The sequence below is a fragment of the Cupriavidus sp. H18C1 genome (assembly GCF_049311595.1).
In the GTDB taxonomy this organism is placed as follows: domain Bacteria; phylum Pseudomonadota; class Gammaproteobacteria; order Burkholderiales; family Burkholderiaceae; genus Cupriavidus; species Cupriavidus cauae.
On record NZ_CP186008.1, the window covers coordinates 2,546,717 to 2,571,807 of the forward strand.

Annotated in this window: 18 protein-coding genes and 5 pseudogenes; 13 read left to right on the plus strand and 10 right to left on the minus strand. The window is 68.2% G+C overall.

Translation table 11 applies throughout. The features are described from left to right. Window positions 1–114: 114 nt before the first annotated feature. The 4 genes and pseudogenes from OJJOAM_RS11860 (at window position 115) to mtgA (ending at window position 5,051) form a co-directional block, all read left to right on the plus strand. Window positions 115–2,307, plus strand: a complete 2,193-nt coding sequence (locus OJJOAM_RS11860; RefSeq protein ID WP_422648066.1) for a ribonuclease catalytic domain-containing protein — start codon at window positions 115–117, stop codon at window positions 2,305–2,307. A 60-nt stretch (window positions 2,308–2,367) separates the two neighbouring features. After that, window positions 2,368–3,248: pseudogene (locus OJJOAM_RS11865) on the plus strand (energy transducer TonB). Window positions 3,249–3,266: 18 nt separating this feature from the next. Continuing rightward, window positions 3,267–4,142, plus strand: a pseudogene (gene aroE / locus OJJOAM_RS11870) (shikimate dehydrogenase); the annotation flags it as partial. Window positions 4,143–4,349: 207 nt separating this feature from the next. After that, entirely contained in the window at window positions 4,350–5,051 is a 702-nt protein-coding gene (mtgA, locus tag OJJOAM_RS11875) for a monofunctional biosynthetic peptidoglycan transglycosylase (RefSeq protein WP_150082155.1), read from the plus strand. A gap of 63 nt (window positions 5,052–5,114) precedes the next feature. Here the strand turns inward: mtgA and corA are convergent, their stop codons facing one another. Both corA and OJJOAM_RS11885 read right to left on the minus strand, forming a co-directional pair. Next, window positions 5,115–6,077 (minus strand): magnesium/cobalt transporter CorA, encoded by a 963-nt coding sequence (corA, locus tag OJJOAM_RS11880; RefSeq protein ID WP_006577335.1) that lies wholly within the window; start codon window positions 6,075–6,077, stop codon window positions 5,115–5,117. 541 nt (window positions 6,078–6,618) lie between these two features. After that, window positions 6,619–7,515, minus strand: coding sequence for a DMT family transporter (locus OJJOAM_RS11885; protein WP_174104587.1), 897 nt, complete (start codon window positions 7,513–7,515; stop codon window positions 6,619–6,621). Between the two features lie 210 nt (window positions 7,516–7,725). On the opposite strand from OJJOAM_RS11885, the gene pyrF reads away from it, so the two are divergent. Continuing rightward, window positions 7,726–8,568 (plus strand): orotidine-5'-phosphate decarboxylase, encoded by an 843-nt coding sequence (gene pyrF, locus OJJOAM_RS11890; RefSeq protein ID WP_422648067.1) that lies wholly within the window; start codon window positions 7,726–7,728, stop codon window positions 8,566–8,568. A gap of 113 nt (window positions 8,569–8,681) precedes the next feature. Here pyrF and OJJOAM_RS11895 read toward each other — a convergent pair whose 3' ends face one another. From OJJOAM_RS11895 to thiL, 3 genes are all read right to left on the minus strand, one after another. After that, window positions 8,682–9,179, minus strand: coding sequence for a CinA family protein (locus OJJOAM_RS11895; protein ID WP_149316625.1), 498 nt, complete (start codon window positions 9,177–9,179; stop codon window positions 8,682–8,684). Window positions 9,180–9,240: 61 nt separating this feature from the next. Next, window positions 9,241–9,807 (minus strand): phosphatidylglycerophosphatase A family protein, encoded by a 567-nt coding sequence (locus OJJOAM_RS11900; RefSeq protein WP_006577339.1) that lies wholly within the window; start codon window positions 9,805–9,807, stop codon window positions 9,241–9,243. 117 nt (window positions 9,808–9,924) lie between these two features. Further along, window positions 9,925–10,974 (minus strand): thiamine-phosphate kinase, encoded by a 1,050-nt coding sequence (gene thiL, locus OJJOAM_RS11905; RefSeq protein WP_422648068.1) that lies wholly within the window; start codon window positions 10,972–10,974, stop codon window positions 9,925–9,927. A 312-nt stretch (window positions 10,975–11,286) separates the two neighbouring features. Here thiL and OJJOAM_RS11910 point away from each other — a divergent pair. From OJJOAM_RS11910 to OJJOAM_RS11920, 3 genes and pseudogenes are all read left to right on the plus strand, one after another. Continuing rightward, a pseudogene (locus OJJOAM_RS11910) lies at window positions 11,287–13,636 on the plus strand (NADP-dependent malic enzyme). A 348-nt stretch (window positions 13,637–13,984) separates the two neighbouring features. Next, window positions 13,985–14,341 (plus strand): ribonuclease domain-containing protein, encoded by a 357-nt coding sequence (locus tag OJJOAM_RS11915; protein WP_422649578.1) that lies wholly within the window; start codon window positions 13,985–13,987, stop codon window positions 14,339–14,341. Next, complete coding sequence (locus tag OJJOAM_RS11920) at window positions 14,338–14,946, plus strand: barstar family protein (RefSeq protein WP_006579293.1); 609 nt, start codon at window positions 14,338–14,340, stop codon at window positions 14,944–14,946. The genes OJJOAM_RS11915 and OJJOAM_RS11920 overlap by 4 nt, the downstream gene beginning before the upstream one ends. A gap of 143 nt (window positions 14,947–15,089) precedes the next feature. On the opposite strand, the gene OJJOAM_RS11925 is transcribed toward OJJOAM_RS11920, so the two are convergent. The 4 genes and pseudogenes from OJJOAM_RS11925 to OJJOAM_RS11940 all read right to left on the minus strand — a co-directional run bounded on the left by OJJOAM_RS11925 (window position 15,090) and on the right by OJJOAM_RS11940 (window position 18,087). Continuing rightward, entirely contained in the window at window positions 15,090–15,662 is a 573-nt protein-coding gene (locus OJJOAM_RS11925; RefSeq protein ID WP_422648069.1) for a YidB family protein, read from the minus strand. Window positions 15,663–15,756: 94 nt separating this feature from the next. After that, window positions 15,757–16,504 (minus strand): annotated as a pseudogene (locus OJJOAM_RS11930) (16S rRNA (uracil(1498)-N(3))-methyltransferase). Window positions 16,505–16,674: 170 nt separating this feature from the next. Further along, a pseudogene (locus OJJOAM_RS11935) lies at window positions 16,675–17,119 on the minus strand (VOC family protein). A gap of 158 nt (window positions 17,120–17,277) precedes the next feature. Beyond that, window positions 17,278–18,087, minus strand: a complete 810-nt coding sequence (locus OJJOAM_RS11940) for a spermidine synthase (protein WP_422648070.1) — start codon at window positions 18,085–18,087, stop codon at window positions 17,278–17,280. Window positions 18,088–18,253: 166 nt separating this feature from the next. On the opposite strand from OJJOAM_RS11940, the gene tkt reads away from it, so the two are divergent. From tkt to OJJOAM_RS11955, 3 genes are all read left to right on the plus strand, one after another. Continuing rightward, a complete protein-coding gene (gene tkt, locus OJJOAM_RS11945) occupies window positions 18,254–20,284 on the plus strand; it encodes a transketolase (RefSeq protein ID WP_422648071.1) in 2,031 nt (676 codons plus the stop codon). A gap of 87 nt (window positions 20,285–20,371) precedes the next feature. Then, complete coding sequence (gene gap / locus OJJOAM_RS11950; protein WP_006579985.1) at window positions 20,372–21,382, plus strand: type I glyceraldehyde-3-phosphate dehydrogenase; 1,011 nt, start codon at window positions 20,372–20,374, stop codon at window positions 21,380–21,382. A 276-nt stretch (window positions 21,383–21,658) separates the two neighbouring features. Next, complete coding sequence (locus tag OJJOAM_RS11955; protein WP_422648072.1) at window positions 21,659–22,645, plus strand: LysR family transcriptional regulator; 987 nt, start codon at window positions 21,659–21,661, stop codon at window positions 22,643–22,645. Between the two features lie 99 nt (window positions 22,646–22,744). Here OJJOAM_RS11955 and fur read toward each other — a convergent pair whose 3' ends face one another. Further along, on the minus strand, window positions 22,745–23,176 hold the full coding sequence (gene fur / locus OJJOAM_RS11960; RefSeq protein ID WP_149316635.1) for a ferric iron uptake transcriptional regulator: 432 nt from the start codon (window positions 23,174–23,176) through the stop codon (window positions 22,745–22,747). A gap of 221 nt (window positions 23,177–23,397) precedes the next feature. Between fur and OJJOAM_RS11965 the strand changes: the two genes are divergently transcribed. Then, window positions 23,398–24,060: an outer membrane protein assembly factor BamE gene (locus OJJOAM_RS11965; RefSeq protein WP_422648073.1), complete on the plus strand. Its 663-nt coding sequence runs from the start codon at window positions 23,398–23,400 to the stop codon at window positions 24,058–24,060. A 181-nt stretch (window positions 24,061–24,241) separates the two neighbouring features. Next, window positions 24,242–25,039 carry a 4-hydroxy-tetrahydrodipicolinate reductase gene (gene dapB, locus OJJOAM_RS11970; protein ID WP_422648074.1) on the plus strand — a complete coding sequence of 266 codons (798 nt, stop codon included), beginning with the start codon at window positions 24,242–24,244 and terminating at the stop codon, window positions 25,037–25,039. Window positions 25,040–25,091: the final 52 nt, after the last annotated feature.

Here is a 25,091-nt window from a genome sequence, read left to right on the forward strand (position 1 = left end):
GCGGCCCATGACCCCCGCCCGGCCCGTGCCGGGCGGTGACGCTTATCCATTTCCGAGGCGGGCGGCGCGCCTCGCCGACGCCCGGTTTCCGGCATATCTGAAAGACCCGATCCCATGCAGTTGTTGTTCGAGGAAGGCGGCGAGATCCGCGCCGGTACCGTGCTGAACCAGCAAGGCGAGGCCTATCAGGTCGAATTGCCCGCGGGCAAGCGCACCAAGGTCAAGTCGCGCGACGTGCTGCTGCAGTTCGCGCAGCCGAGCGCGGGCGAACTGCTGTCGCAGACCGCGGCGCTGACCGGCGAGATCGATCTCGATTTCCTGTGGGAATGCGCTCCCGAACAGGAGTTCGGCTTCACCGAGCTGGCCGCCGAGTACTACGGCGCAGCCGCCAGCCCCGCGCAACAGGCGGCGCTGGCGATGGCGCTGCACGGCAATCCGGTCTATTTCCGCCGCAAGGGCCGCGGCCGCTACCAGCGCGCGCCCGAGGATCAGCTGAAGGCGGCGCTGGCCGGGCTCGAGCGCAAGCGCCAGCAGGCGCTGGTGCAGGCCGAATACGAACAGCAGCTGAAGGCCGGCGTGCTGCCCGAGGCGTTCCGCGGCAAGGTGCTGACGCTGCTGTTCAAGCCGGACAAGAACAGCCTCGAATACAAGGCGCTCGATGCCGCCTGCACGGCGCTGGGCAAGTCGCCGATGCGGCTGATGATCGAGGTCGGTGGCGTGCCGAACGCGCGCGCGCTGCACGAGGCTCGTTTCCTGTCGGAATGCTTCCCCAAGGGCACCGGCTTCCCGGAGATCACGGTGCCGGAGCCGGGCGGCGACCTGCCGCTCGCGCCGGTCGAGGCGTTCTCGATCGACGACGTCACCACCACCGAGATCGACGACGCGCTGTCGGTGATGCCGCTGGACGAGGGGCGCCTGCGCATTGGCATCCATATCGCGGCCCCGGGCCTGGGCATCCGCCGTGGCGATCCGCTCGACGCGATCGCGCGGCAGCGGCTGTCGACGGTCTATTTCCCCGGCGACAAGATCACGATGCTGCCGGACGCGGTGGTCGAGCGCTACACGCTGCAGGAGGGCCGGCAGTGCCCGGCGTTGTCGCTGTACGTGGTCTACGATCCGGCCGCGCAGCAGATCCTCGCCAGCGAGACGCGCGCCGAGATGGTCAGCATTGCGGCCAATCTGCGCCACAACCTGCTCGACGAGGTGGTGACCGAGGCCGCGCTGACCGAAGGCAGCGGCGACTATCCGTTCCGCGAGGCGCTGACCGCGCTGTGGGGCTTCGCCAATTTCCTGTACGACGAGCGCCAGCGCGCGCGCATCGCCAGCGGCCTGCGGCCCGAGTCGCACAGCCGCGCCGACTACAGCTTCTATCTGGACGAGCAGCCCGACGGCAGCCAGCGCGTGCGCATCGAGCAGCGCAAGCGCGGATCGCCGCTGGACAAGATCGTCGCCGAGCTGATGATCCTGGCCAACAGCACCTGGGGCAAGCTGCTCGCCGACCACGGCGTGCCGGGCATCTACCGCACGCAGAAGGCCTGGGGCATGCATCGGACCCGCATGCAGACCTATCCGGCTCCGCACGAGGGGCTGGGCGTCGCGCAGTATGCGTGGAGCACCTCGCCGCTGCGCCGCTATGTCGATCTGGTCAACCAGTGGCAGATCATCGCGGCCGCGCAGCACGGCGTCACCGCCAAGCTGGTGGCGCCGTTCAAGCCCAAGGACGCCGACCTGCTGGCCGCGGTGGCGGACTTCGAGGGCACCTATGCCGCCTATGCCGAGCACCAGTCGACCATGGAGCGTTACTGGTGCCTGCGCTGGCTCGCGCAGGAGAACCGCGAACGCATGATGGCGACCGTGCTGAAGGACGGCGCGGTGCGCTTTGCCGAGATCCCGCTGGTCACGCGTGTGCCCGAACTCGCGCAGGCCGCGCGCGGCACGCAGGTGCTGCTCGAAATCGCCGGCACCGACGAGCTGACGCTGGAAGTCAGCTGCCGGGTGCTGGAGGTGTTTGCCGGCGAGGGTGAGCTGCCGGCCGAAGAACTCGAAGGGGACGAGGAGTCGGCCGAGGTCTCCGCCGAAGCCGCCGCCGAGGTCGCGGCCGAGCAGGCCGCGGAAGACGCTGCCGAGCAGGGCGCCGAGACGGTGCCGGAGACGTTGGACGGTACCGGTACCGAAGCGCAGGCCGAAGCCATCCGCGGCGAAAGGGCCAACGACAGCGCCAACGCCAACGACAGCGCCGGCGACGGCGCAGATGGTCGTGAAGGCGCTGCCAGGACCGCCGGCAACGGCGGCCCCGCTGCCTCCTGATCCAGGCCGGCCGTGAACCTCGCCCGCGCTTCCCGCCAGTGGTGGCAAGGCAGCAGCACGATGGCCAAGGCCATCGCGATCTCGCTGGCCGTGCATGCGCTGCTGCTGGCGGTGCGCTTCGGCGCGCCGGAGGCGTTCGACATCAAGCGCAGCGATACCGCGCTCGACGTGGTGCTGGTCAATGCGAAGTCGGGCCAGCAGCCGCTCAAGCCCGCCGCGCTGGCCCAGGCCGATCTCGATGGCGGCGGCGACCATGAACAGCAGCGCGCCAGCACCCCCTGCCGGCGCAGCCCATCCCGCGCGAGGGCGACCTGGTGCGCCAGGTGCAGCGCCGCGTCGATCTGCTCGAGGAGCGCCAGCAGCGCCTGATGACGCAGCTGCGCGAGAGCGCGCCGCCGGTCCACAGCCAGCCGCTGCGCCCGGGCGAACGCCGTCTCGATACCCCGGCGCGCGGCCAGGACGAGCACGATTCGCTCGACGAGATGGCGCGGCTGGAGGCCGAGATCGCCCGCAATCTGGAGCACTACGCGCGCCGGCCCAAGCGCCACCAGATCACCGCCACCAGTGCGCAGCAGGTCGTCTACGCCCGCTACTACGACCGCCTGCGCAAGACGATCGAGGCGCGCGGCACCGCCGACTTCCCGCGCCGCGCGGGCCAGCCCCTGTACGGCGAGTTGATCGTCGCGATCAACGTCGACCGGCATGGCCGGCTCGGCTACGAGCGTGGCGGCTATCGCGTCGACGGCGTCGAGCTGGTCAAGAGCTCGGGCAACGCGGCGCTGGACCGCCAGGCCATCGCGATCGTGCGCGCCGCGGCGCCGTTCGGCGAGTTTTCGCCGGAAATGCGGGCCCGCTACGATATTCTCGAAGTGATTTCGACGTTCAAGTTCTCGCGCAGCGGGCTGGAAACCCGGCTGCAATCCCGGCTGCCCTCCCAATAAATGCCCAACGCTACCGACATGCCCAACCCTGACCTCGCCGTGGACCGCTATGCCGTGGTCGGCAACCCGATCGCGCACAGCCGCTCGCCGCAGATCCATGCCGCCTTCGCGCGCCAGACCGCGCAGGCGCTCAGCTACGAGCGGCTGCTGGCGCCGCTGGACGGGTTTGCCGACACCGTGCGCCGGTTCTTCGCCGAGGGCGGCCAGGGCCTGAACGTGACGACGCCGTTCAAGGTGCAGGCCTTCGAGCTGGCCGACCGGCTGACGCCCGGCGCCGAGGCCGCCGGCGCGGTCAACACGCTGTGGATGGAGGACGGCCTGCTGCACGGGGACAACACCGACGGCGTCGGCCTGGTGCGCGATATCGTCGATCGTCTCGGCGTCGAGCTCGAAGGACGCCGCATCCTACTGCTGGGCGCCGGCGGCGCCGCGATGGGCGCGATGCTGCCGCTGATCGATTGCCGGCCCGACCGCATCGTGGTGGCCAACCGCACCGCCGACCGCGCCAGCGAGATGCTGGAGAACTTCGCCGAGGCTGCGGGCGAGGCGGGCGTCGAGTTGTGGGGCGGCGGCTTCGAGGCGCTAGCCGGGCTGTCCGAGGAGGACGGCTGCGAGGTGGTGATCAACGCGACCGCCGGCAGCCTGCAGGGCGAGGTGCCGCCGGTGCCCGAGGCGCTGCTCGGCGAGGGCGTGCTGGCCTACGACATGATGTACGGCGCCGAGCCGACCGTGTTCCTGCAGTACGCGGCGGCGCAGGGCGCGCGTACCGCCGATGGGCTGGGCATGCTGGTCGAGCAGGCGGCGCAGGCCTTCTATCTCTGGCGCGGCGTGCATCCCGATACCGCGCCGGTGCTCGAGGAACTGCGGGCCGCGCTGCGTGCCGAAGCGGGGGGCGAAGCGGCTGCCGAACCGGGCGCCAAAGCGGCGGCCGAACCCCAGGCCAAACCGCAGGGCAAACCGCGGGCCGGACGCTGACCTCGGGCGCATCCCGTTCTTCCGCTACGCCGATCGACCGACGCGAGTTCCGCCTTGGCCCAACGTAAACGCGCCGTCCGTTCCCGTGCCGCCGCCGCGTCCGCGCGCGCCGGCACTTCCGCGCCGCTGCGCTGGCTCGCATGGCTGCTGGGCAGCGTGCTGGCCGGCGTGGTCGCGATGCAGGTCTATTTCTTCCTGCAGATCGCGGCGTGGCAGGTGGTCGATCCCGGTCCGACCTCGTTCATGCGCGCCGAGCGCTGGCGCCTGTGCGGCTGGAATGTCTGGAGCTGCGGCATCGAACGGCAGTGGGTGCCGTATGGCGAGATCTCGCGCAATCTGAAGCGGGCCGTGATCGCCAGCGAGGACGCCGACTTCGTCAATCATCCGGGCTACGACTTCGACGCGATGCTGGAAGCCTGGGAGCGCAACAAGAAGCGCGGCCATATCGTGCGCGGCGGGTCCACCATCACGCAGCAACTGGCCAAGAACCTGTTCCTGTCGCCGGAGCAGCATTACCTGCGCAAGGGCCAGGAACTCTTGATCACCTGGATGCTGGAGTTCTGGCTCGACAAGCAGCGCATCTACGAGATCTACCTGAACTCGGTCGAGTGGGGCGAGGGCGTGTTCGGCGCCGAGGCCGCCGCGCGGCACTACTTCAAGACCAGCGCCGGCCGCCTCAGCGTGGGCCAGGCGGCGCGGCTGGCGGCGGCGCTGCCCGCGCCCAAATGCTTCGACAAGAAGCAGTACTGCGCGCATGTGCGCGTCAACTTCCGCGCCAAGGCCGGCATCATCGCGCGAAGGATGGGCTCGGCCACGCTGCCGGACTGAGGCCGTACGGCGGCGGGCCGCCCGTCGGGCCGCCCGGTCCTGGCGGCGCCGGGCCTTGCCGCTTCAGCTGAGCCAGCCCTTGCGGCGGAAATAGATCAGCGGAATCGCCGCCGACACCGCCATCAGCGCGATCGCCCACGGATAGCCGGCGGCCCAGTCGAGCTCGGGCATCACCTTGAAGTTCATGCCGTAGACGCTGGCGATCAGGGTCGGCGGCATCAGCGCCACCGACACCACCGAGAACAGCTTGATGATCTTGTTCTGGTTGATGTTGATGAAACCGACCGTGGCGTCCATCAGGAAGTTGATCTTGTCGAACAGGAACGCGGTGTGGTTCTCGATCGAATCGATATCGCGCAGGATCTGGCGCGCCTCGTCCTGTTGCTCGGCGGACAGCAGCTGGCTGCGCATCAGGAAGGACAGCGCCCGCCGGGTGTCCATCACGTTGCGGCGGATGCGGCCGTTGCGGTCTTCCTCGCGCGCGATGGTCTCGAGCACATCGGCCGCGGCGGCGTCGGTCACGTTCTCGGCCAGCACGCGCTTGCTGGCGTCCTCCAGCCGCTCGTAGATCTCCTCGATCGAGTCGGCCGAGTATTCGGCGTCGGTCGCGTACAGATCCATCAGCACGTCCTTGGCGTTGCGCACCGAGCCCGGGCGCATGCGCGCGCGCAGCCGCACCAGCCGGAACACCGGCAGGTCCTCGTCGTGGATGGAGAACAGCACGTCGCGCGTCAGCACGAAGGCCACGCGCACGTTGCGCGAAACCTCGTCCTCGTCGAGCAGGAAGTCGGTGCGAATATGGATGTTTTCATCCTCGCCCTCGAAATAACGCGCCGAGGCTTCGAGGTCGCCGAGGTCCTCGAGCTCGGGCAGGGCCACGCCGTAGGCTTCCTTGATCCAGTCCAGTTCCTCGTCGTCGGGGCTGACGACATCGATCCAGATGGGCTTGTGCTGCAGCAACTCGTTGCGGTCGTCGACCTGCTCCTGGGCGAGCCGGCCTTTCTGCAGGACGAACAGATTGATCATCCCCGGTATTCCTTATGCCGTGCGATGAAGAAAAGCGGCAGGCAGGCTTGCGGCACGGCCGGGCCGCGCCCTTCGCGACGGCGAATGGCGGGCTCGAAGGCAAGCGTGATCGCGCTGCGCGGGCGGGCCGTGCAAGGCGATGGCGTTTGCCGTTGATGGCTGGCAAGCCGGGTGAGGGAAGTCCGCAACAACGCGGCGGGCCGTTGCATCGATGGCCGCCGGTGGCAGTACGGAAAAAACACTCGCCCGCAGTGTGCTGCGGGCGGGTTCGGCGAGCGTCCGACCAGGATGGTCCGGACGGGTTCGTCGTTACGCAGCCCGCAGTGACATGGCATTCGTAGAGGTCGCGGCTTTGCCGCGGCAACTCGAACACCCGATGCTACTGCCCACGTAATTTCTCCGGGATTATGGATGGGCGCGAGTGTAGCCCAACGCGACCGCGTTTGTTAAGTGAAATCTGGATGAAGCGTCACCGCAGCCGGGGTGCGCGGGTCGGCCCGGCTGCAGCTCGGCTGGGGCCCGGCTCCGGCTCGGCGGTGCCCTACGCGCGACGGCGCAGCCGCGGCATCAGCAGCGGTACCAGCAGCACCGAGGCCAGCGCGGCAAACATCAGCACGATCGCGGCGTAGTCCTGCCAGTGGGGCTGCTCGCCCAGCATCCACATGCCGGAGAAGACCCCGACCACCGGGATGAACATGATCGACAGGCTCGATACCACCGGCGGCAGCGAACGGGCCAGCGCGAACCAGACCAGATGGCAGAAGGCGAACACGACCACCGCGTTGTACAGGATCGCCGCCCATTCGATCGCGTTGGGCATGCGCCAGCCGTCCTCGAACAGCAGCGTGCCGGCCAGCAGGAAGGGCAGCGCGACCGCCAGCATCCAGAAGGTCAGCGTCCCAAGCGGGATATCGACGGGGGTGCGCTTCATCAGCTGGGTGCCGTAGCCCCAGCCGGCCGCGGCGGCCAGCATCATGACTGTGCCGGTCGGGCTGCCGGTCAGCGCGCCGAACTCGCTCGACATCAGCAGCAGCGTGCCGGCCAGCGCGCAGCCGATGCCGACCCAGGCCCAGGCCGAGATGCGCTCGCGGAACAGCAGCAGACCCCAGACCACGGCCCAGATCGGCATCGTGTAGCCGAGGATCGCGGCGCGGCCCGAGGACAGCATCTTGACCGCGCCGATCGCCAGCAGGTGCCAGATCACCATATTGGGCAGCGCCAGCTTGAACACCGTGCCCCAGGTCTCGCGCGGCAGCGTCAGCGGGATGCCCTTGGCGCGCAGCGCCAGCCCCAGCGCGATCAGGCCGCCGGCCATGCACAGCAGGCGAAAGCCCAGCGGCGGGAAATGGGCCACGCCGATCTTCATCACGGGCCAGTTGACGCCCCAGGCGAGCGTCAGCGCGACGAGCAGGGCAAGGTTGCGGCGATCGAGAGTCATGGAGGGGGAGGCGGTTACCGGTCCGTTACCGCTCTTTCTATTGGTTTCGTCTGTCGGAAAAGCGCAAGGAAGATAGCATGCAACGGGTAAAATTGCCGGCAACGACCCGACCGTCGCCGGCCGCCGCGATTCTTCTCCGTGCCGACAGACGATAGCCAACGGTCCGCCGCGGCCCATCCCGGGCCCGGATGCCACGCATTCGAGCGATCCATGACCCGTCCTTCCGTTCCTCCCGTCCCGTTCACCGAGCAGTTGACCCAGGCCTGGCGGCGCAACGATTCGCTGCTGTGCGTCGGGCTCGATCCGGATCCGGGCAAGCTGCCGCTGTCGCTGACCGGCGCCGGCGGCGCGATCTTCTCGTTCTGCCGCGAGATCGTCGACGCCACCGCCGACCTGGTCTGCGCCTTCAAGCCGCAGATCGCCTACTTCGCCTCGCAGCGCGCCGAGGACCAGCTCGAGCAGCTGATCCACTATATCCACGACGCGCATCCCGGCATCCCGGTGATTCTCGACGCCAAGCGCGGCGACATCGGCTCGACCGCGCAGCACTACGCGATCGAGGCCTTCGACCGCTATCAGGCCGACGCGGTCACGGTCAGCCCCTATATGGGATTCGATTCGGTCGAGCCGTATCTCGCCTATCCGGAGCGCGGCGTCATCGTGCTGTGCCGGACCTCGAATCCGGGCGGCTCCGATGTGCAGTTCCTGCAGGTCGAGGGCAAGCCGATCTATCAGCTGGTGGCCGAGCAGGCCGCGGCGCGCTGGAACACCACCGGGCAGATGGGGCTGGTGGTCGGCGCGACCTTCCCGAACGAGATCGCCAAGGTGCGCGAGCTGGTCGGCGACATGCCGCTGCTGATTCCGGGCATCGGTGCCCAGGGCGGCGATATCGAGGCCACGGTCAAGGCGGGCCGCAGCGCCGAGGGTACCGGCATGATGATCAATTCGTCGCGGGCGATCCTGTACGCCAGCCGCGAGAAGGACTTCGCCGCGGCGGCGCGCCGCGCCGCGCTGCAGACGCGCGACACGATCAACCGCTTCCGCGAGGGCTGAACGGCGGGGCCGCTGCGCCTGGGTACTTGGGTACTGAGGTGCTCGGGTGCTCGGGTGTTCGGCGAACGGGCGAACGGGCGAACGGGCGAACGGGCGAACCGCGGCCCCGGCCCTCAGGCCTCGTTGCGTACCAGGTCGAGCAGGCCGCGCATCGCATGCTCGGCGGCCTGGCGGCGGATCTGCTGGCGGTCGCCCTTGAAGCGCTGGGTTTCGACCCGGGTCACGATGCGGTTGCTCCAGCCGAAGCAGACCATGCCGACCGGCTTCTCCGGCGTGCCGCCGGTCGGGCCCGCGACGCCGGTGATCGACAGCGCCACCTGGGCACGGCTGTTGAGCAGCGCCCCCTCGGCCATCGCGTGCGCGACTTCCTCGCTGACCGCGCCGAAATCGCGGATCAGCTTGGCCGGAACGCCGAGCATGGTGCTCTTGGCTTCATTCGAGTAGGTGACGAAGCCCCGTTCGAACCAGCCGGACGAACCCGCGACGTCGGTGATGGCGGCCGCCACCAGGCCGCCGGTACAGGACTCGGCGGTGGCCACCATCAGCGATTTTTCCTTGAGGGCGATGCCGGCCTGGACGGCAAGCTGGTCGAGCAAGCGGCTGATGGACATGATGACGGCTCTCGTGCTGGCGGTGAATCGGTACGGTTCGGATGCGGCGGTGTGAATGCGCTCAGAACGAGCGCCACAGCGCGAACACCAGCAGCGTGTAGAACGCCGCGACCAGATCGTCGAACATCACGCCGAAGCCGCCGCGCAGGCCCGGGCCCTTGAGCGTGCGGTCGTAATAGGCGATCGGCGCGGGTTTGGCCATGTCGAACAGCCGGAACCACAGGAAGGCGGCGAACTGGCCCCAGAAGCCGGTCGGCATCACGAAGGCCAGCACCAGCCAGAACGCCACGATCTCGTCCCACACCATGCTGCCGTGATCGTGCACGCCCATCGCGCGCGCGGTCCGTGCGCAGGCCCACAGGCCCAGCAGGAAGCCGCCGCCGATGATCCACAGCCAGGCGGACGGTTGCACCCACAGCGAGATCACGACGAAGGACAGCCAGCCGTACAGCGTGCCGACCGTGCCGGGCATCACCGGCGACAGGCCGGAACCGAAGCCCAGCGCGATGAAATGCGCGGGGTGGGACAGCATGAAGCGCGCCGTCGGGCGCAGGATCTTGGCGGTCTGACCGGCCTCCAGCGTCATCGCGGGATCCGTAGACGCCGAACCGGGAGGATAGGCGGACATCAAGGTATTTGGCTCGTTTGTTATCGCGGTCGGAGGCGGAACTCGCCGGCGCGGAAGGCGGCCGGCGGCGCGGCGCTCCGCCGCATGGCGGCATCATGACATGCCGCCGTCCGGCTGTCAGGGGTTGGCGAAATGATCGAAGCTCCGGGCCTGGAAGGAGACGGGCTCGCCATCGGCATCGACCAGGCGCAGCCCCGGCTCGGCGGTGATCGTGCCGACCCGGGTCAGCGGCAGCGCCAGCCGCTCGGCCAGCGCGTCCAGCGCTTCGCGCGTCCCGACCGGCGCGGTGAAGCACAGTTCGTAGTCGTCGCCGCCGGCCAGCACGCATTCGAGCTGGCAGTCGCGCGGCTGGCTCGATAAGACCTCCGAGCGCGGCAGCGCATCGACGTCGAGCAGCGCGCCGACCTGCGATCGCTCCAGGATATGGCCCAGATCGCCGACCAGCCCGTCCGAGATATCGAGCGCGGCATGGGCCAGCCCGCGCAGCGCCATGCCAAGCGCCACGCGCGGGGTCGGCGTGTCCATGCGCGGACGCACCAGCGTGAAGTCGGGCTCGGGCAGCAGCCATTCGCCGCGGCAATCGCCCAGCGCCAGGCGCGCATCGCCCAGCGTGCCGGAGATCCAGAGATCGTCGCCGGGGCGGGCGGCGTCGCGGCGCAGCGCGCTGCCGCGCGGCACGTCGCCGAACACCGTCAGCGACAGCGTCAGCGGGCCGCGCGTGGTGTCGCCGCCGACCAGCTCGCAGCCATGCGCGTCGGCCAGTTCCAGCATGCCGGCGGCCAGTTCGGCCAGCCAGGCGGGATCGGCCTCGGGCAGCGCCAGCGCCAGCGTGAAGGCGCGCGGTTCGGCGCCCATCGCCGCCAGATCGGACAGATTGACGGCCAGCGCCTTGTGGCCCAGCGCGCGCGGCGGCACGTCGGGGAAGAAGTGCCGGCCGCTGACCAGCATGTCGGTGCTGACCGCCAGCAGATGGCCCGGACGCGGGTCCAGCAACGCGCAGTCGTCGCCGACGCCGAGCACGGCCTTGCGGGCCGGACGGGTGAAATAGCGGCGGATCAGTTCGAACTCGGAAAGCGGCGCGGAAGGATCGGCGGAGGGATCGGCCGAAGGGTTCGCCAAAGGATCGGCGAAAGCGGGCGCAGCTGGGGCGGGGTCGGTCGAAGGCATGCTGGAGTCGGCTCGGAAACCCGCCCGGCGGGGCGCGGCAGGAAGGCGGGAGAGTCCTGGGAGTCTGGTGACGGCGCCGCCGGACCGAACCTCGGACGGCATGCGCGGCTGGTCAGTGCCGCCCGCATCCGGCATATTGTACCGAAACGCAAAGGTGCCTCTCGCAAAACGCTTATTGTGAAATAAAATTTCACAATATAAAATGCGGGGCTCGATCAGGAGACAGCGGGCAGGTGGAGCCGGCCCGCAAGGGTGTGTTCCCACCGTTTTCCGCTTCGTCAAACACGGCTCCACAGACCGGAAGATGCGCCGATGACCAGTCCTTCGCAGCCCGCTTCGCAGCCGAATTCGCAGGCACTCTCGCAAGACGAACTGAAACAGCAGCAGCGCGAGGCGCTGCGCAAAGCCGCCCTCGAGTATCACGAGTTTCCGACCCCGGGCAAGATTTCGGTCACGCCGACCAAGCCGCTGTCGAACCAGCGCGACCTGGCGCTGGCCTACTCCCCCGGGCGTGGCGGCCGCTTGCGAGGAGATCGTCGCCGATCCGGCCAATTCCTTCCGCTATACCGCGCGCGGCAATCTGGTCGGCGTGGTCACCAACGGCACCGCGGTGCTCGGCCTGGGCGACATCGGCCCGGCGGCATCGAAGCCGGTGATGGAAGGCAAGGCGGGCCTGTTCAAGAAATTCGCCGGCATCGACGTGTTCGATATCGAGATCGACGAGAAGGACCCGGAGAAGCTGGTCGACATCATCGCCTCGCTGGAGCCGACCTTCGGCGGTATCAACCTCGAGGACATCAAGGCGCCGGAATGCTTCTACGTCGAGCGCAAGCTGCGCGAGCGGATGAAGATTCCCGTCTTCCACGACGACCAGCACGGCACCGCGATCGTGGTCGGCGCGGCGGTCATCAACGGGCTGCGCGTGGTCGGCAAGGACATCAAGGACGTCAAGCTGGTGGCCTCCGGCGCGGGCGCCGCGGCGCTGGCGTGCCTGGATCTGCTGGTCGATCTCGGCCTGCCGCTGTCGAACATCTGGGTCACGGACCTGGCCGGCGTGGTCTACGAGGGCCGGACCGAGCTGATGGATCCGGAAAAGGCGCGCTTCTCGCAGAAGACCGACAAGCGCAAGCTGGCCGAGGTCATCGACGGCGCGGACATCTTCCTGGGCCTGTCGGCCGCCGGCGTGCTCAAGCAGGACATGGTGCAGCGCATGGCCGACCGTCCGCTGGTGCTGGCGCTGGCCAACCCGAATCCGGAAATCATGCCGGAGCAGGTCAAGGAAGTGCGGCCCGACGCGGTGATCGCCACCGGCCGCACCGACTATCCGAACCAGGTCAACAACGTGCTGTGCTTCCCGTTCATCTTCCGCGGGGCGCTTGACGTGGGTGCGACCACCATTACCAAGCAGATGGAAATCGCCGCCGCGCACGCCGTGGCGGAACTGGCGCGGCAGGAGCAGAGCGATATCGTGGCCACCGCCTACGGTATCCAGGACCTGTCGTTCGGCCCCGAATACCTGATTCCGAAGCCCTTCGATCCGCGCCTGATCGTCAAGGTCGCGCCCGCCGTGGCGCAGGCCGCGATGGACTCCGGCGTGGCGACCCGCCCGATCGAGGACATGGAGGCGTACAAGCTGCAACTGCAGCAGTTCGTCTACCACTCGGGAACGCTGATGAAGCCGATCTACGCCGCCGCCCGCAAGGTGGCGATGGAGAAGAAGCGCATCGTGTTCGCCGAGGGCGAGGAAGAGCGCGTGCTGCGCGCGGTGCAGGTGATCGTCGACGAGAAGCTGGCCAACCCGATCCTGATCGGCCGCCCGGCCGTGCTGACGCACCGCATCGAACGCTTCGGCCTGCGCCTGCGCATGGGCGTCGACTTCACCGTCGTCAACCCGGAGCACGACGACCGCTTCCGCGACTACTCCGACACCTACTACCGGATGATGGCGCGCCAGGGCGTGACGCCGCAGTACGCCAAGCTCGAAATGCGCCGCCGCACCACGCTGATCGGCGCGATGCTGGTGCACAAGGGCGAGGCCGACGGCATGATCTGCGGCACGGTCAGCAATACCGCCGCGCATCTGCGCTACATCGACCAGGTGCTGGGCGGCACCAACGAGGTCTATGCGGCGATGAACGGCCTGGTGCTGCCGGGCCGCCAGATCTTCCTGGTGGACACCCACGTCAACGTCGATCCGAGCGCCCCGCAACTGGCCGAGATCACCATCATGGCCGCCGAGGAGCTCAAGCGCTTCGGCATCGAGCCCAAGATCGCGCTGCTGTCGCATTCCAATTTCGGCTCGTCCGAGGCGCCGTCGGCGCAGAAGATGCGGGAGACGCTGGCCATCCTGCGCGAGCGCGCGCCGGAGCTGGAGGTCGACGGCGAGATGCACGGCGACTGCGCGCTGGACCAGAAGCTGCGCGACCAGCTGGTGCCGGACGGCACGCTGAAGGGCGAAGCCAACCTGCTGGTGTGCCCGAACATCGACGCGGCCAATATCGCCTACAACCTGCTGAAGACGGCCGCCGGCAACAACGTTGCGATCGGCCCGATCCTGCTGGGCGTCAACGCGCCGGTGCACATCCTGACGCCGTCGGCGACCGTCCGCCGCATCGTCAATATGACGTCGCTGGTGGTGGTCGACGCGGCGGCGAAGCGATAAGAACTTGCCAGTCGAGTGCTGAAGCCGGGGCATGCCCCGGCTTTTTTACCGCCCTCGAAACGCGGTTAGTGTGCGCATACATTCCATTAACGCCTTGAAACAATTCAGGTTTTCGGCGTCACCCGGGCGCGGGGATTGATTATTTAACAGCTTGCGCGTAACCTAGCGCCTTCGATGCAGGCGATCCGTCGACCGCGCTTGGCGTTGGATCGCTGCGCCACCAGACCAGACAACGTGGGTTCCCCGACTTCTTTGCCGCAACGCGCCTCGCGCTCCGACAAGATCCTGCAACGGGTCCAGCCTTCGCTCCAACGGGTTGCGCGCACAGCACTGCATACCCTCGCGGCGATGGCCATGGCGGCCACGCTGGCGCAGCCGGCTCAGGCGAAGCAGTCCTCGCAGGTGCTGTCGGATACGCTGGGAACCATTGCAGTGCAGCAACTGCCCAACGAGGCACAGCAGACGCTGCAGCGCATCGAGGCCGGGGGGCCGTATCCCTACGCAAAGGATGGCGCGCGGTTCGGCAACTATGAACGGATCCTGCCTCGGCGGCCGCGCGGCTATTACCGTGAATACACGGTTGCCCGTCCGGGCAGCCGGAATCGGGGTGCGAAGCGAATCGTCTGTGGCGGCGAACAACGGTCCGCCAACGACTGCTATTACACGGAAGACCACTACAACAGCTTCAAACGGATAATCAGATGATGACTGACATTTTCGGACTGGGCGACGCCCTTGCCGCCCGCGAAGAGCGCGGCGCCGGAGATGGCTGGCAGCGGGCTCAACAACATGCCCAGAACCTTTATGACAGTGTGCTGATGATGCCCCGCTACGAGGTCGCGCACAATAAACTGCCGCCGGCGTCGCCGCAGGACGGCAACGCCGAAGTGGCCTGCGGCAGGGAGGCCGCGTTGAACCTGTTCAAGACCGTGCGACCCAATATCGTTCAGTCGATCCGCGCCTTCCGCGTGCCCGAGCTGGCACAGGCTGCCGCCGACCTCGGCCAGCATTTCCTCTACGCCAATTGCGCCCATTGCACGACCAAGGGCGAGGTGCTGGAAACCATCGCCACCGCGTTCCTCTTTCCGAAGCACTTCGGCAAGAACTTCGATGCGCTGGCCGATTGCCTGACGGACATGATCCACAAGGCCGGCGTGCAACCCGGCTTCGTCATCGTGCTCGAAGGCCTGCCGTGCGCGCAGAAGTTCGACAAGGAAGCACGCGAGACGCTGCTCGACGTGTTCCGCGACGCCGCCGAATTCTGGGCCGAGCGCCGCGTGCAATTCCGCGTGTTCTACTCGTTCGCCTGAGCGCGTCGAGCTGGCGCGTTCGCCGGATTTCCCGCACGGCGCCGCGCACGAATCCCGGATAGAAAAAGAATAGGCCCGCCAAATGGCGGGCCTTTTTGCGTGGAGAGCGGCGCGCAGGCCGTCCCCATACGGGGCTGGAACGATCAGGCCGCCGGCGGCACCTGGCCCTGCGGCGTCAACTGGTCGATCAGTTCCGGCAGGCCGGCGCTGAGCTGCGCGGCGACGTCGTCGCGCGACATGCCGGTGCTCGACGACAGCGTGTCCAGCGCGCCCGTGCCCTGCAGCGCCTCGGCCAGCGAGGACGGCGACACCGGCTGATTCGGACCGGTGCCGATCCACGAGGACACCTGCTCGCCCAGTCCCGCCTGCGCCAGGATCTGCTGCAGCGCGCCGATGCCCCCGGCCGCGGCGCCGATCGACTGTGCCTCGCCGGCCGCGCCGCCCTGGCCGCCGAGCAGGCCGCCCAGCAGCGAACCGAGATCGAGTCCGCCACCGCCGCCGGCCAGTCCGCCGAGGACGCCGCCCAGTCCGCCCGCCATGCCGGCCGGGTCTTGCGTCGCATCGGCGCCACCCTGGCGGCCGCGCATGGCCAGCATCGCCAGCAGGCCGAGCGCCAGCATCATCTTCGGATTCATGCCGGGTTGGCCGGATTCGCCGGCCTGTGCCGGATTGGTTTGGCCGAGCACGCCGCCAAGCACACTATCGAGCAGTCCCATCTTCAGCTCCTTGTTGTTGATTCATTTATCGGACCGGCCGGTGCCATGCTGCGCGGACCGGCTCGGCTCGATAGCGGTCGACGGCGCGGTGCCGTCAGAATCCGCCCAGCAGCGCGTTCAGCGCGGCCAGGCAGGCCAGACCGGCGGTCTCGGTGCGCAGGATGCGCGGTCCGAGCGACACCGCCGTGAAACCTTGCGCCAGCGCGGCGCGTTCTTCCTCGGGCGACAGCCCGCCTTCGGGGCCGATCAGCAGCGTGACGCCGCTGGCGATCCAGTCGTCACGGTGCGCCTGCGCCAGCGCCACCAGCGTCGATTCGGCGCGCGGCGACACCAGCAGCCGCTGTCCGGCATCGGCCGGGATCGCCGCCAGCCACGCCTCCAAGTTAGCCACCGGCGACACCGCCGGCAAGCGATTGCGCCCGCATTGTTCGCAGGCCGCCGTGACCAGCGCCTGCCAGTGCGCGTGGCGCTTCTGCGCACGGTCGCCACTGAGTCTCACTACGGCGCGCGCGGTCTGCAGCGGCTGGATCGCCCCGACGCCAAGCTCCACGGCCTTCTCGATCAGCCAGTCCATCTTGTCGCCGCCGGCAATGCCCTGGGCGAGTGTCACGCGGAACGGCAGTTCGCATTCGGCCGTGTCGCGCGCGCCGATCTGCGCGGTCGCGCTGCGCTTGCCGATTTCGATCAGCGTCGCGGCATGGCTGCCGCCGCGTCCGTCGAACAGCGTGATGGGCTCGCCGGGATGCAGGCGCAGCACCTGGACATGGCGCACCACCGCCTCGGGCAGCGGCAGCAGGGTATCGGGGGGCGAGCGGTTGATCGACGTAGAAGCGAGGTGGCATCGAATCCAGGGGAAATCGGTCAGGCGGGGCGGGTCCGCAGGATGGGCGCGACAACCGCCATGGGCAACATGGGCAACATGGGCAACAGGGTCGATATGGGCAACCGGGCCGACATGGATCCCATCGCGGCATCGGGCCCCGGCATCCGGGCGGGTCAGGCTGTCAGTCGCTCAGGCAGCCTCAGAACCGGTGGCCGCGGCGACGGCCTGGTCCAGCGGCCGCGCGAAGCCCCAGCGGTAGCCGTCGAGGTCCTCGACCATGCAATAGCGGTCGCCCCAGAACTGGTCGCCGGGCGCCATCAGGCTGACCGCACCGGCCGCCACCGCGCGCGCATGCATCGTGTCGACGTCGTCGCAGTAAAGGTAGAAGGTCTGTGGGCATTCGAAGCCGGTCGAGCGCGGCGTGCGCGCGGTGCTGCCCCATGCGCCCTCGGGGGGCGAACATCACGACCAGCTCGCCGTGATAGTGCATCTCGGCATGGGTGGGCACGCCGTTCTCGTCGACCACATTGCCAGGCACGAAGCCGAAGGCGCGGCTGTAGAAGTCGAGCGCGCGGCGTGCATCGCTGACGGTCAGGTAGGGAATCAGCCAGGGCGTGTTGGCAGGTTTGGTCATGATGGTGTCCTCCCGGATTCCGTACGGCAGGGGCGCCGGGGTGGGCGCGCCTGCACGCAGGCTCCACGGTGGCAGGCATCGCGCGCGAAGCGAACGCCGGACGAGCGCTGCGCCTGGCTTGCCGCAAGTCCCCCCGGTGGAGCGGTCAGCCGAGCATATCATGCCGATGTGGCGCCGCCGTCGAACAGCGGCTGCAGGTGGCGCGGCAGCGCGAACAGCGCCGCATGCAGGCCGGCGTGATAGCAGCGCAGCGCGCCGTCGAGCTGCCAGTCGGCGAGCCGCGCGGCCAGCATGGCCGGATCGGCGGCGCGCACGTCCAGCGTGTCGCTGGCGACCGCGATCGCCCACAGCGCCCCATAGACCGGAATCGCCACCGTCATCGGCTGCACCACGCGGAAATGGTCGCGCAGCCGCCGCCACAGCAGCCGCGCCGTGTCCGGGCGATGGAAGGGCGGGCCCAGATGCAGCGACATCGCGCCGCCCGGCGCCAGGCAGTCGTGCGCGGCCTGCAGGCCGCGCGCGCCGAACAGCGCGGCCGCCGGACCGTCATCGTCGGCCTCGGTCAGATCGAACACCAGCAGGTCGAAGCGGCGGCCGGCATCGCGCAGCGCCTCCATCACGGCCAGGCCATCGCCGATTTCCAGCGTCACGCGCGGGTCGCCGAAGGCGCCGTGGTGGATACCCGGCAGCCAGCGCCGCGCCAGCCGCACCACCTCGGCATCGAGCTCGGCGACCACGACCTCGCGCATGCCCGGCAGCCGCAGCAGTTCGCGCGCCGAGCCGCCGTCGCCGCCGCCGATCACCAGCGCGCTGGCGGCATTGCCGTGGGCCACGGCCATCGGGTGGATCATCACCTCATGCTGGATGAACGCGTCGGCTTCCGCGCTCATGATGCGGCCATCGAGCCGGAAGACGCGGCCGAACAGCGGATGCTCGCCGATCTCGACGTGCTGGTGGGGCGAGTGCACCGAGGCCCGTAGGGTGATATCGCCCAGTGTGGAGCCGACGCCGCTCGTCAGCGCTTCGCGCCATTCGTGAGCCGCCTCCGAAGGCGCCGCGGGGGTCGCCGCCGTACCGGAAACGTCGCCTCCTTCTGGTAAAATCGCGCTTTTCCCGCCGCCAATTTCCCGCCGCATGTCTCACCTCGCACACCCAGCCACCAGCCCCTATGCCAGCCAGCCCGCGTCGCTGATGGCCAATGCGATCCGCGTCCTGGCGATGGACGCCGTCCAGCAGGCCAATTCGGGCCATCCGGGCATGCCGATGGGCATGGCCGATATCGCCGTCGCGTTGTGGAGCCGTCATCTGAAGCATAACCCGGTCAATCCGAAGTGGGCCGACCGCGACCGCTTCGTGCTGTCCAACGGCCATGGCTCGATGCTGCTGTACGCGCTGCTGCATCTGACCGGCTACGAGCTGCCGATCGAGGAACTGAAGAACTTCCGCCAGCTGCACAGCAAGACCGCGGGGCATCCGGAATACGGCATCACGCCGGGCGTCGAGACCACCACCGGCCCGCTGGGCCAGGGCATCACCAACGCGGTCGGCATGGCGCTGGCCGAGCGGCTGCTGGGCGAGGAATTCAACCGTCCCGGCTTCGACATCGTCAACCACTACACCTATGTCTTCCTCGGCGACGGTTGCCTGATGGAAGGCATCAGCCACGAGGCCTGCTCGCTGGCCGGCACGCTGCAGCTGAACAAGCTGATCGCGCTGTGGGACGACAACGGCATCTCGATCGACGGCGACGTCGAGCACTGGTTCTCCGACGACACCCCGAAGCGCTTCGAGGCCTACGGCTGGAACGTGATCCGCGCGGTCGACGGCCATGATGTCAACGCGATCGACGCCGCCATCGCGCAGGCCAAGGCGAGCGACAAGCCGACGCTGATCTGCTGCCGCACTGTGATCGGCAAGGGCTCGCCGAACAAGCAGGGCGGCCACGACGTGCACGGCGCCCCGCTGGGCGGCGCCGAGATCCTGGCGACGCGCGAGGCGCTGGGCTGGAGCCACGCCCCGTTCGAGCTGCCGGAAGAGGTCTACACGGCGTGGGACGCCAAGGCCAACGGCGCGGCGCTGGAGAAGGCCTGGGCCGCACTGTTCGAGGGCTATTCGGAGCGTTATCCGTACGAAGCCGGCGAGTTCGAGCGCCGCATGCGCGGCGAGCTGCCCGGCGCGTTCGACGCCGCGGTGGAAGCCTACCTGGCCAAGTGCGAGGAAAAGGCCGAGACCATCGCCACCCGCAAGGCCAGCCAGAACGCGATCGAGGCGCTGGCGCCGGTGCTGCCCGAACTGCTCGGCGGCTCGGCCGACCTGACCGGCTCGAACCTGACCAACTGGTCGGGCAGCAAGGCGGTGCGCGTCGATGCCTGGGGCAACCACATCAACTATGGTGTGCGTGAGTTCGGCATGAGCGCGATCATGAACGGCATCACGCTGCATGGCGGCTACATTCCCTACGGCGGCACCTTCCTGACCTTCTCGGACTACAGCCGCAATGCGCTGCGCATGGCGGCGCTGATGAAGATCCGCACGCTGTTCGTGTTCACCCACGATTCGATCGGCCTGGGCGAGGACGGTCCGACGCACCAGTCCATCGAGCACGTGGCCAGCCTGCGCCTGATCCCGAACATGGATGTCTGGCGCACCGCCGACACCACCGAGACCGCGGTGGCCTGGGCCGAGGCGATCCGCCGCGAGAACGGCCCGAGCTGCCTGATCTTCAGCCGCCAGAACCTGCCGTTCCAGAAGCGCGACGACGCCACTCGCGCCAATATCGCCCGCGGCGGCTATGTGCTGCGCGACAACGTCGACCCGCGCACCGGCCTGCCGCATGCGGTGATCGTCGCCACCGGCTCCGAAGTGGGCCTGGCGGTCGGCGCGGCCGAGCAGCTGGCCGCGGAAGGCATCCGCGTGCGCGTCGTGTCTGTGCCCTCGACGACTGTGTTCGACAAGCAGGATGCGGCATACAAGTCGGCAGTCCTGCCGGCGGGCGTGCCCCGCGTGGCGGTCGAGGCCGGCGTCACCGACTTCTGGTGGAAGTACCAGGTGCAGGCGGTGGTGGGCATCGACACCTTCGGCGAATCCGCGCCGGCTGGCGTATTGTTCAAGCACTTCGGTTTCACCGTCGAGAACGTGGCGAACACCGTCAAGAGCGTGATCTGACTTCGAGGGACGTGCGGGCGCGGCGGCGCTGCCGTCGCCGGCCCGGGCGCCCGCAGCTTTTTCTACTTCCCGTTCAGGAGACGTACCATGACTATCAAGGTTGCCATCAACGGCTATGGCCGTATCGGCCGCAACGTGCTGCGCGCCCACTACGAAGGCGGCAAGAAGCATGACATCGAGATCGTCGCGATCAACGACCTCGGCGATGCCAAGACCAACGCCCACCTGACGCAGTACGACACCGCCCACGGCAAGTTCCCGGGCACCGTGTCGGTCGAGGGCGACTACATGGTGGTCAATGGCGACAAGATCCGCGTGCTGGCCAACCGCAACCCGGCCGAGCTGCCGTGGGGCGAGCTGGGCGTCGACGTGGTGATGGAGTGCACCGGCTTCTTCACCTCGAAGGAAAAGGCCTCGGCCCACCTGGCCGGCGGCGCCAAGAAGGTCATCATCTCGGCGCCGGGCGGCAAGGATGTCGACGCGACCATCGTCTACGGCGTCAACCACAACGTGCTGAAGGCTTCGGACACCGTGATCTCGAACGCCTCGTGCACCACCAACTGCCTGGCCCCGCTGGTCAAGCCGCTGCACGAGAAGCTGGGCGTGGTGACCGGCCTGATGACCACGGTGCACGCCTACACCAACGACCAGGTGCTGACCGACGTCTACCACGAGGACCTGCGCCGCGCCCGTTCGGCGACCCAGTCGATGATCCCGACCAAGACCGGCGCCGCCGCCGCGGTTGGCCTGGTGATGCCGGAACTGAACGGCAAGCTGGACGGCTTCGCGATCCGAGTGCCGACCATCAACGTGTCGCTGGTCGACCTGTCGTTCGTCGCCGCGCGCGAAACCACCGTCGATGAAGTCAACGCGATCCTGAAGGCCGCCTCGGAAGGCGAGCTGAAGGGCATCCTCGACTACAACACCGCACCGCTGGTGTCGGTCGACTTCAACCACAACCCGGCTTCGTCGACCTTCGACGCGACGCTGACCAAGGTGTCCGGCAACCTGGTCAAGGTGTCGAGCTGGTACGACAACGAGTGGGGCTTCTCCAACCGGATGCTCGATACCACCGTGGCACTGATGAACGCCAAGTAATCGGCTCGCAGTGGATGGCCGATGTCGCCGCCCTGGCGGCGACTCGAAAGCGGCGCCCATGTGGCGCCGTTTTTTATGGTCGGTGTGCGCCAGCGCACGCTCGGACTGTAAAATATGGTAAATCCGACACACGGACCCTTCCACGGAGGGGTTCCCGGGCGAGTAAAAATGGCGTTTTCGCTTCCCCCGAAGTGGCGATTTGATCTTACACTAGCCTTAGTGTCCTCGCGTGCGCTCGCCTGGCCACGCGTATCAAACCTTGAACTGGGCGTGATCATGGTGAACGTTGACACCAAGCTGCTCGTGATCTTCACCGAGTTGCTCAGCAAGCGGAACGCGACCTATGTCGCGGAGAAGATGCATATGACGGCGCCGGCGGTGTCCCACTCGCTGGGCCGCCTGCGCGAGATCTTCGACGACCCGCTGTTCATCCGCGTCCCGCATGGCCTGACGCCGACGCCCCGTGCGCTCGAACTCGGTCCGAAGATTCGCGAGATGCTCGACCTGTGGTCCTCGATCAACGAGGGCGACGTCGACAATTTCGATCCGGCGGTCGCGTCCGGCACGCTGCATATCGGCTTCGCCGCCGAACTCGGCGATACGGTATTCAACCGCTTCGTGCTGCGCCTGGCGCAGCTGGCGCCCGAACTGCATATCCGGCTGGTCGAATCCCACTCGTGGGAGGCGGACGTGGCCTCGATGCGCGCCAACGAGCTGGACCTCGCGTTCTGCGCGCTGCCGACCGGCCACCCCGAGATCGTCGAGGAGACGGTCGCCTCGCTGAACCTGTGGGTCTGCGCGCGCAAGGGTCATCCGCTGCTGCAGACGGCCTGCACGCTCGACCACTATCTCGAATGCGGCCATATCTTCATGGCGTCCGCGGGCGGCACCGGGCGGCCGGCGCCTTCGCTGATTCCGCTGGACTATGCGCTGCAGCAGCGCGGCCTGAAGCGCAACGCGGCGCTGACCGTCCATTCGTGGCGGGCCCAGGCCGAACTGGCCGCGCAGACCGACATGATCTTCACCGTCAACGCGCTGACCAAGGACGTCGCCTGCGAAAGCTACGGCCTGAACGCGTTCCCGCTGCCGGCCGAGATCCAGACCACGCTGGGCCTGAACATGTTCTGGCACCGCAGCCGCAACACCCATCCGATGCTGGTATGGGCGCGCGGGCTGTTCCGCCAGGTCGTGGCCGAGTTCGTCGGCGTGCCGGCGCCCGGGCTGCCGCAGCGCATGGCGGAAATCGAGCGCGAGCAGGCCTAGGCCGCGGGGCGTCGCTGCACATCGCTGCACAATAAAAAAACCGGCGCCTGGCGCCGGTTTTTCCTGCTGCGGCGTGCCTTGTCGCACGCGGTCTTCGTATCAGCGCTTGGGCCGATGCGGGCAAGCGGTCTTGGTGCAATTGCCATACAGCGACAGCGCATGCTCCTGCAGCGCGAAGCCGCGCTCGCGCGCGATGCTTTGCTGGCGATGTTCGATTTCGGCGTCGAAGAACTCCTCGACGCGTCCGCAATCGAGGCAGACCAGGTGATCGTGGTGCTTGCCTTCGTTGAGCTCGAAGATCGCCTTGCCCGATTCGAAGTTGTTGCGCGACAGCAGGCCGGCTTGTTCGAACTGGGTCAGCACCCGATACACGGTGGCCAGGCCGATATCCATATGCTCGTTGAGCAGGATGCGATAGACGTCTTCCGCGCTCAGATGGCGCTGCTCGCTGGTCTGGAAGATTTCGAGGATCTTCAGCCGCGGCACGGTTGCCTTGAGGCCGATATTTTTGAGTTCCGCCGGACTCGGCATGGGCGTGACTCCCTAGAGTACAATGTCTGGATTGTTGAATCATAAGGGTTTTGCCGGCAAAAGTCGCCCGGCGTCGCCGGTGCCGGCAATGCGCTGAGCCCTTCACGCGGCGGCAAGCGCGTGTCCGCGCGGACAGGTCGTGCGGCATGTCGCGAGGGCACGTTCACCAAGCCCACCGACCGGCACTTTCCCTTCCTTCGGTAGCGAGAACTGCGAGTTACATGGATTCCATTCGAACATCCGCCCTGCGCCCGGCGCTGCTGACCCCGCTTCTGGCAGCCATCACGCTGGCCTCCGCCGCCTGCTCGACCTACGACAGCACTTCCCGCAAGATCGCCAGCGCGATCACGCCGTACCGCATCAATATCGTCCAGGGCAACTTCGTGTCGCGCGAAGCCGCCGCACAATTGCGCGAAGGCATGACGCGCGACCAGGTGCAGTTCCTGCTCGGCACGCCGCTGCTGACGGACGTGTTCCACGCCAATCGCTGGGACTATGTGTTCTCGTTCAAGCGCGGCAACACCCAGGTGGTGCAGCAGCGCCGCTTCACGGTGTTCTTCGACAATGATCGCCTGGTGCGCTTCAGCGGCGACGAATTGCCGTCGGAATACGAGCTGATCGCCGAAATCGACGGCATGAAGCGCACGCCGGAAGGCAGCAAGGGCGCCAAGTCGGCCCCGCAGCAGGCCGCCGCGCCCGCCGAGCCGCAGGCCCAGCCGCCGCAGGCGCCGGCCGATGCCGCGCGGCCGCAGGCCGAAGCCCAGCCGTCCGCCTCGGCGCCCGAGGCCAGCGCAGCGCCCGCCGGTGCGGCGCCGTCGCAGCCGGCGGCCGAGCCCGCCAGCGAGCGCGCCGCCGGCGCCAGCCCCGCCGACACCGTCAAGTAAATCGCAGGGCGCGGCCAGCGGGCCCGCCCATGCCGTTGCGCCGGCGCCATCGCGCGGCGGGGACCGTCAAGCCACGCTACGCTTCGCGTGGCCGTCCCACGCACCGCCCGGCGTCGTGCCTGTCTTCCTGTCCTGACTTCACTGTTATTCGCCTGATTTCTTTCCGGGGAACCGACTCGCCATGAAACTCGCTATCGCCGGCGCCTCCGGCCGCATGGGCCGCATGTTGATCGAATATGTGCTGAACGCGGAGGGCGTGACGCTGGCCGGCGCGCTGGACGTGCCCGGCGCAGCGGCGCTGGGGCAGGACGCGGCCCTGTTCCTCGGGCGCGAAACCGGTGTCAAGATCACTTCGGACATCGAGGCCGCGCTGTCCGGCGCCGATTGCCTGATCGACTTCACCCGACCCGAAGGCACGCTGGCCCACCTGCAGGTGGCGCGCCCGCTCGGCGTCAAGATGGTGATCGGCACCACCGGCTTCGACGACGCCGGCAAGGCCGCGCTGGCCGAGGCCGCGCAGTCGATCGGCGTGGTCTTCGCCGCCAATATGAGCGTCGGCGTCAACGCGACCTTCAAGCTGCTGGAGGTAGCGGCGAAGATGCTGTCCTCCGGCTACGACATCGAAATCATCGAGGCGCACCATCGCCACAAGGTGGACGCGCCCTCGGGCACCGCGCTGAAGATGGGCGAGATCATCGCCGAGGCGCTCGGCCGCGACCTGAAGACCTGCGGCGTGTTCGCCCGCGAGGGCCATACCGGCCCGCGTGATCCGAATTCGATTGGCTTTGCCACGGTGCGCGGCGGCGATATCGTCGGCGACCACACCGTGCTGTTCGCCGGCATCGGCGAGCGCATCGAGATCACGCACAAGTCCTCGAGCCGGCAGTCGTATGCCGATGGCGCGGTGCGCGCCGCCCGCTTCCTGGCAGACAAGCCGAACGGGTTGTTCGACATGCAGGACGTGCTGGGCCTGAAGTAAGCCTCGCTAGTCAGCCTCGCTGTTCCGCCGCGCCTGTCGTCCCCCGCGCAAG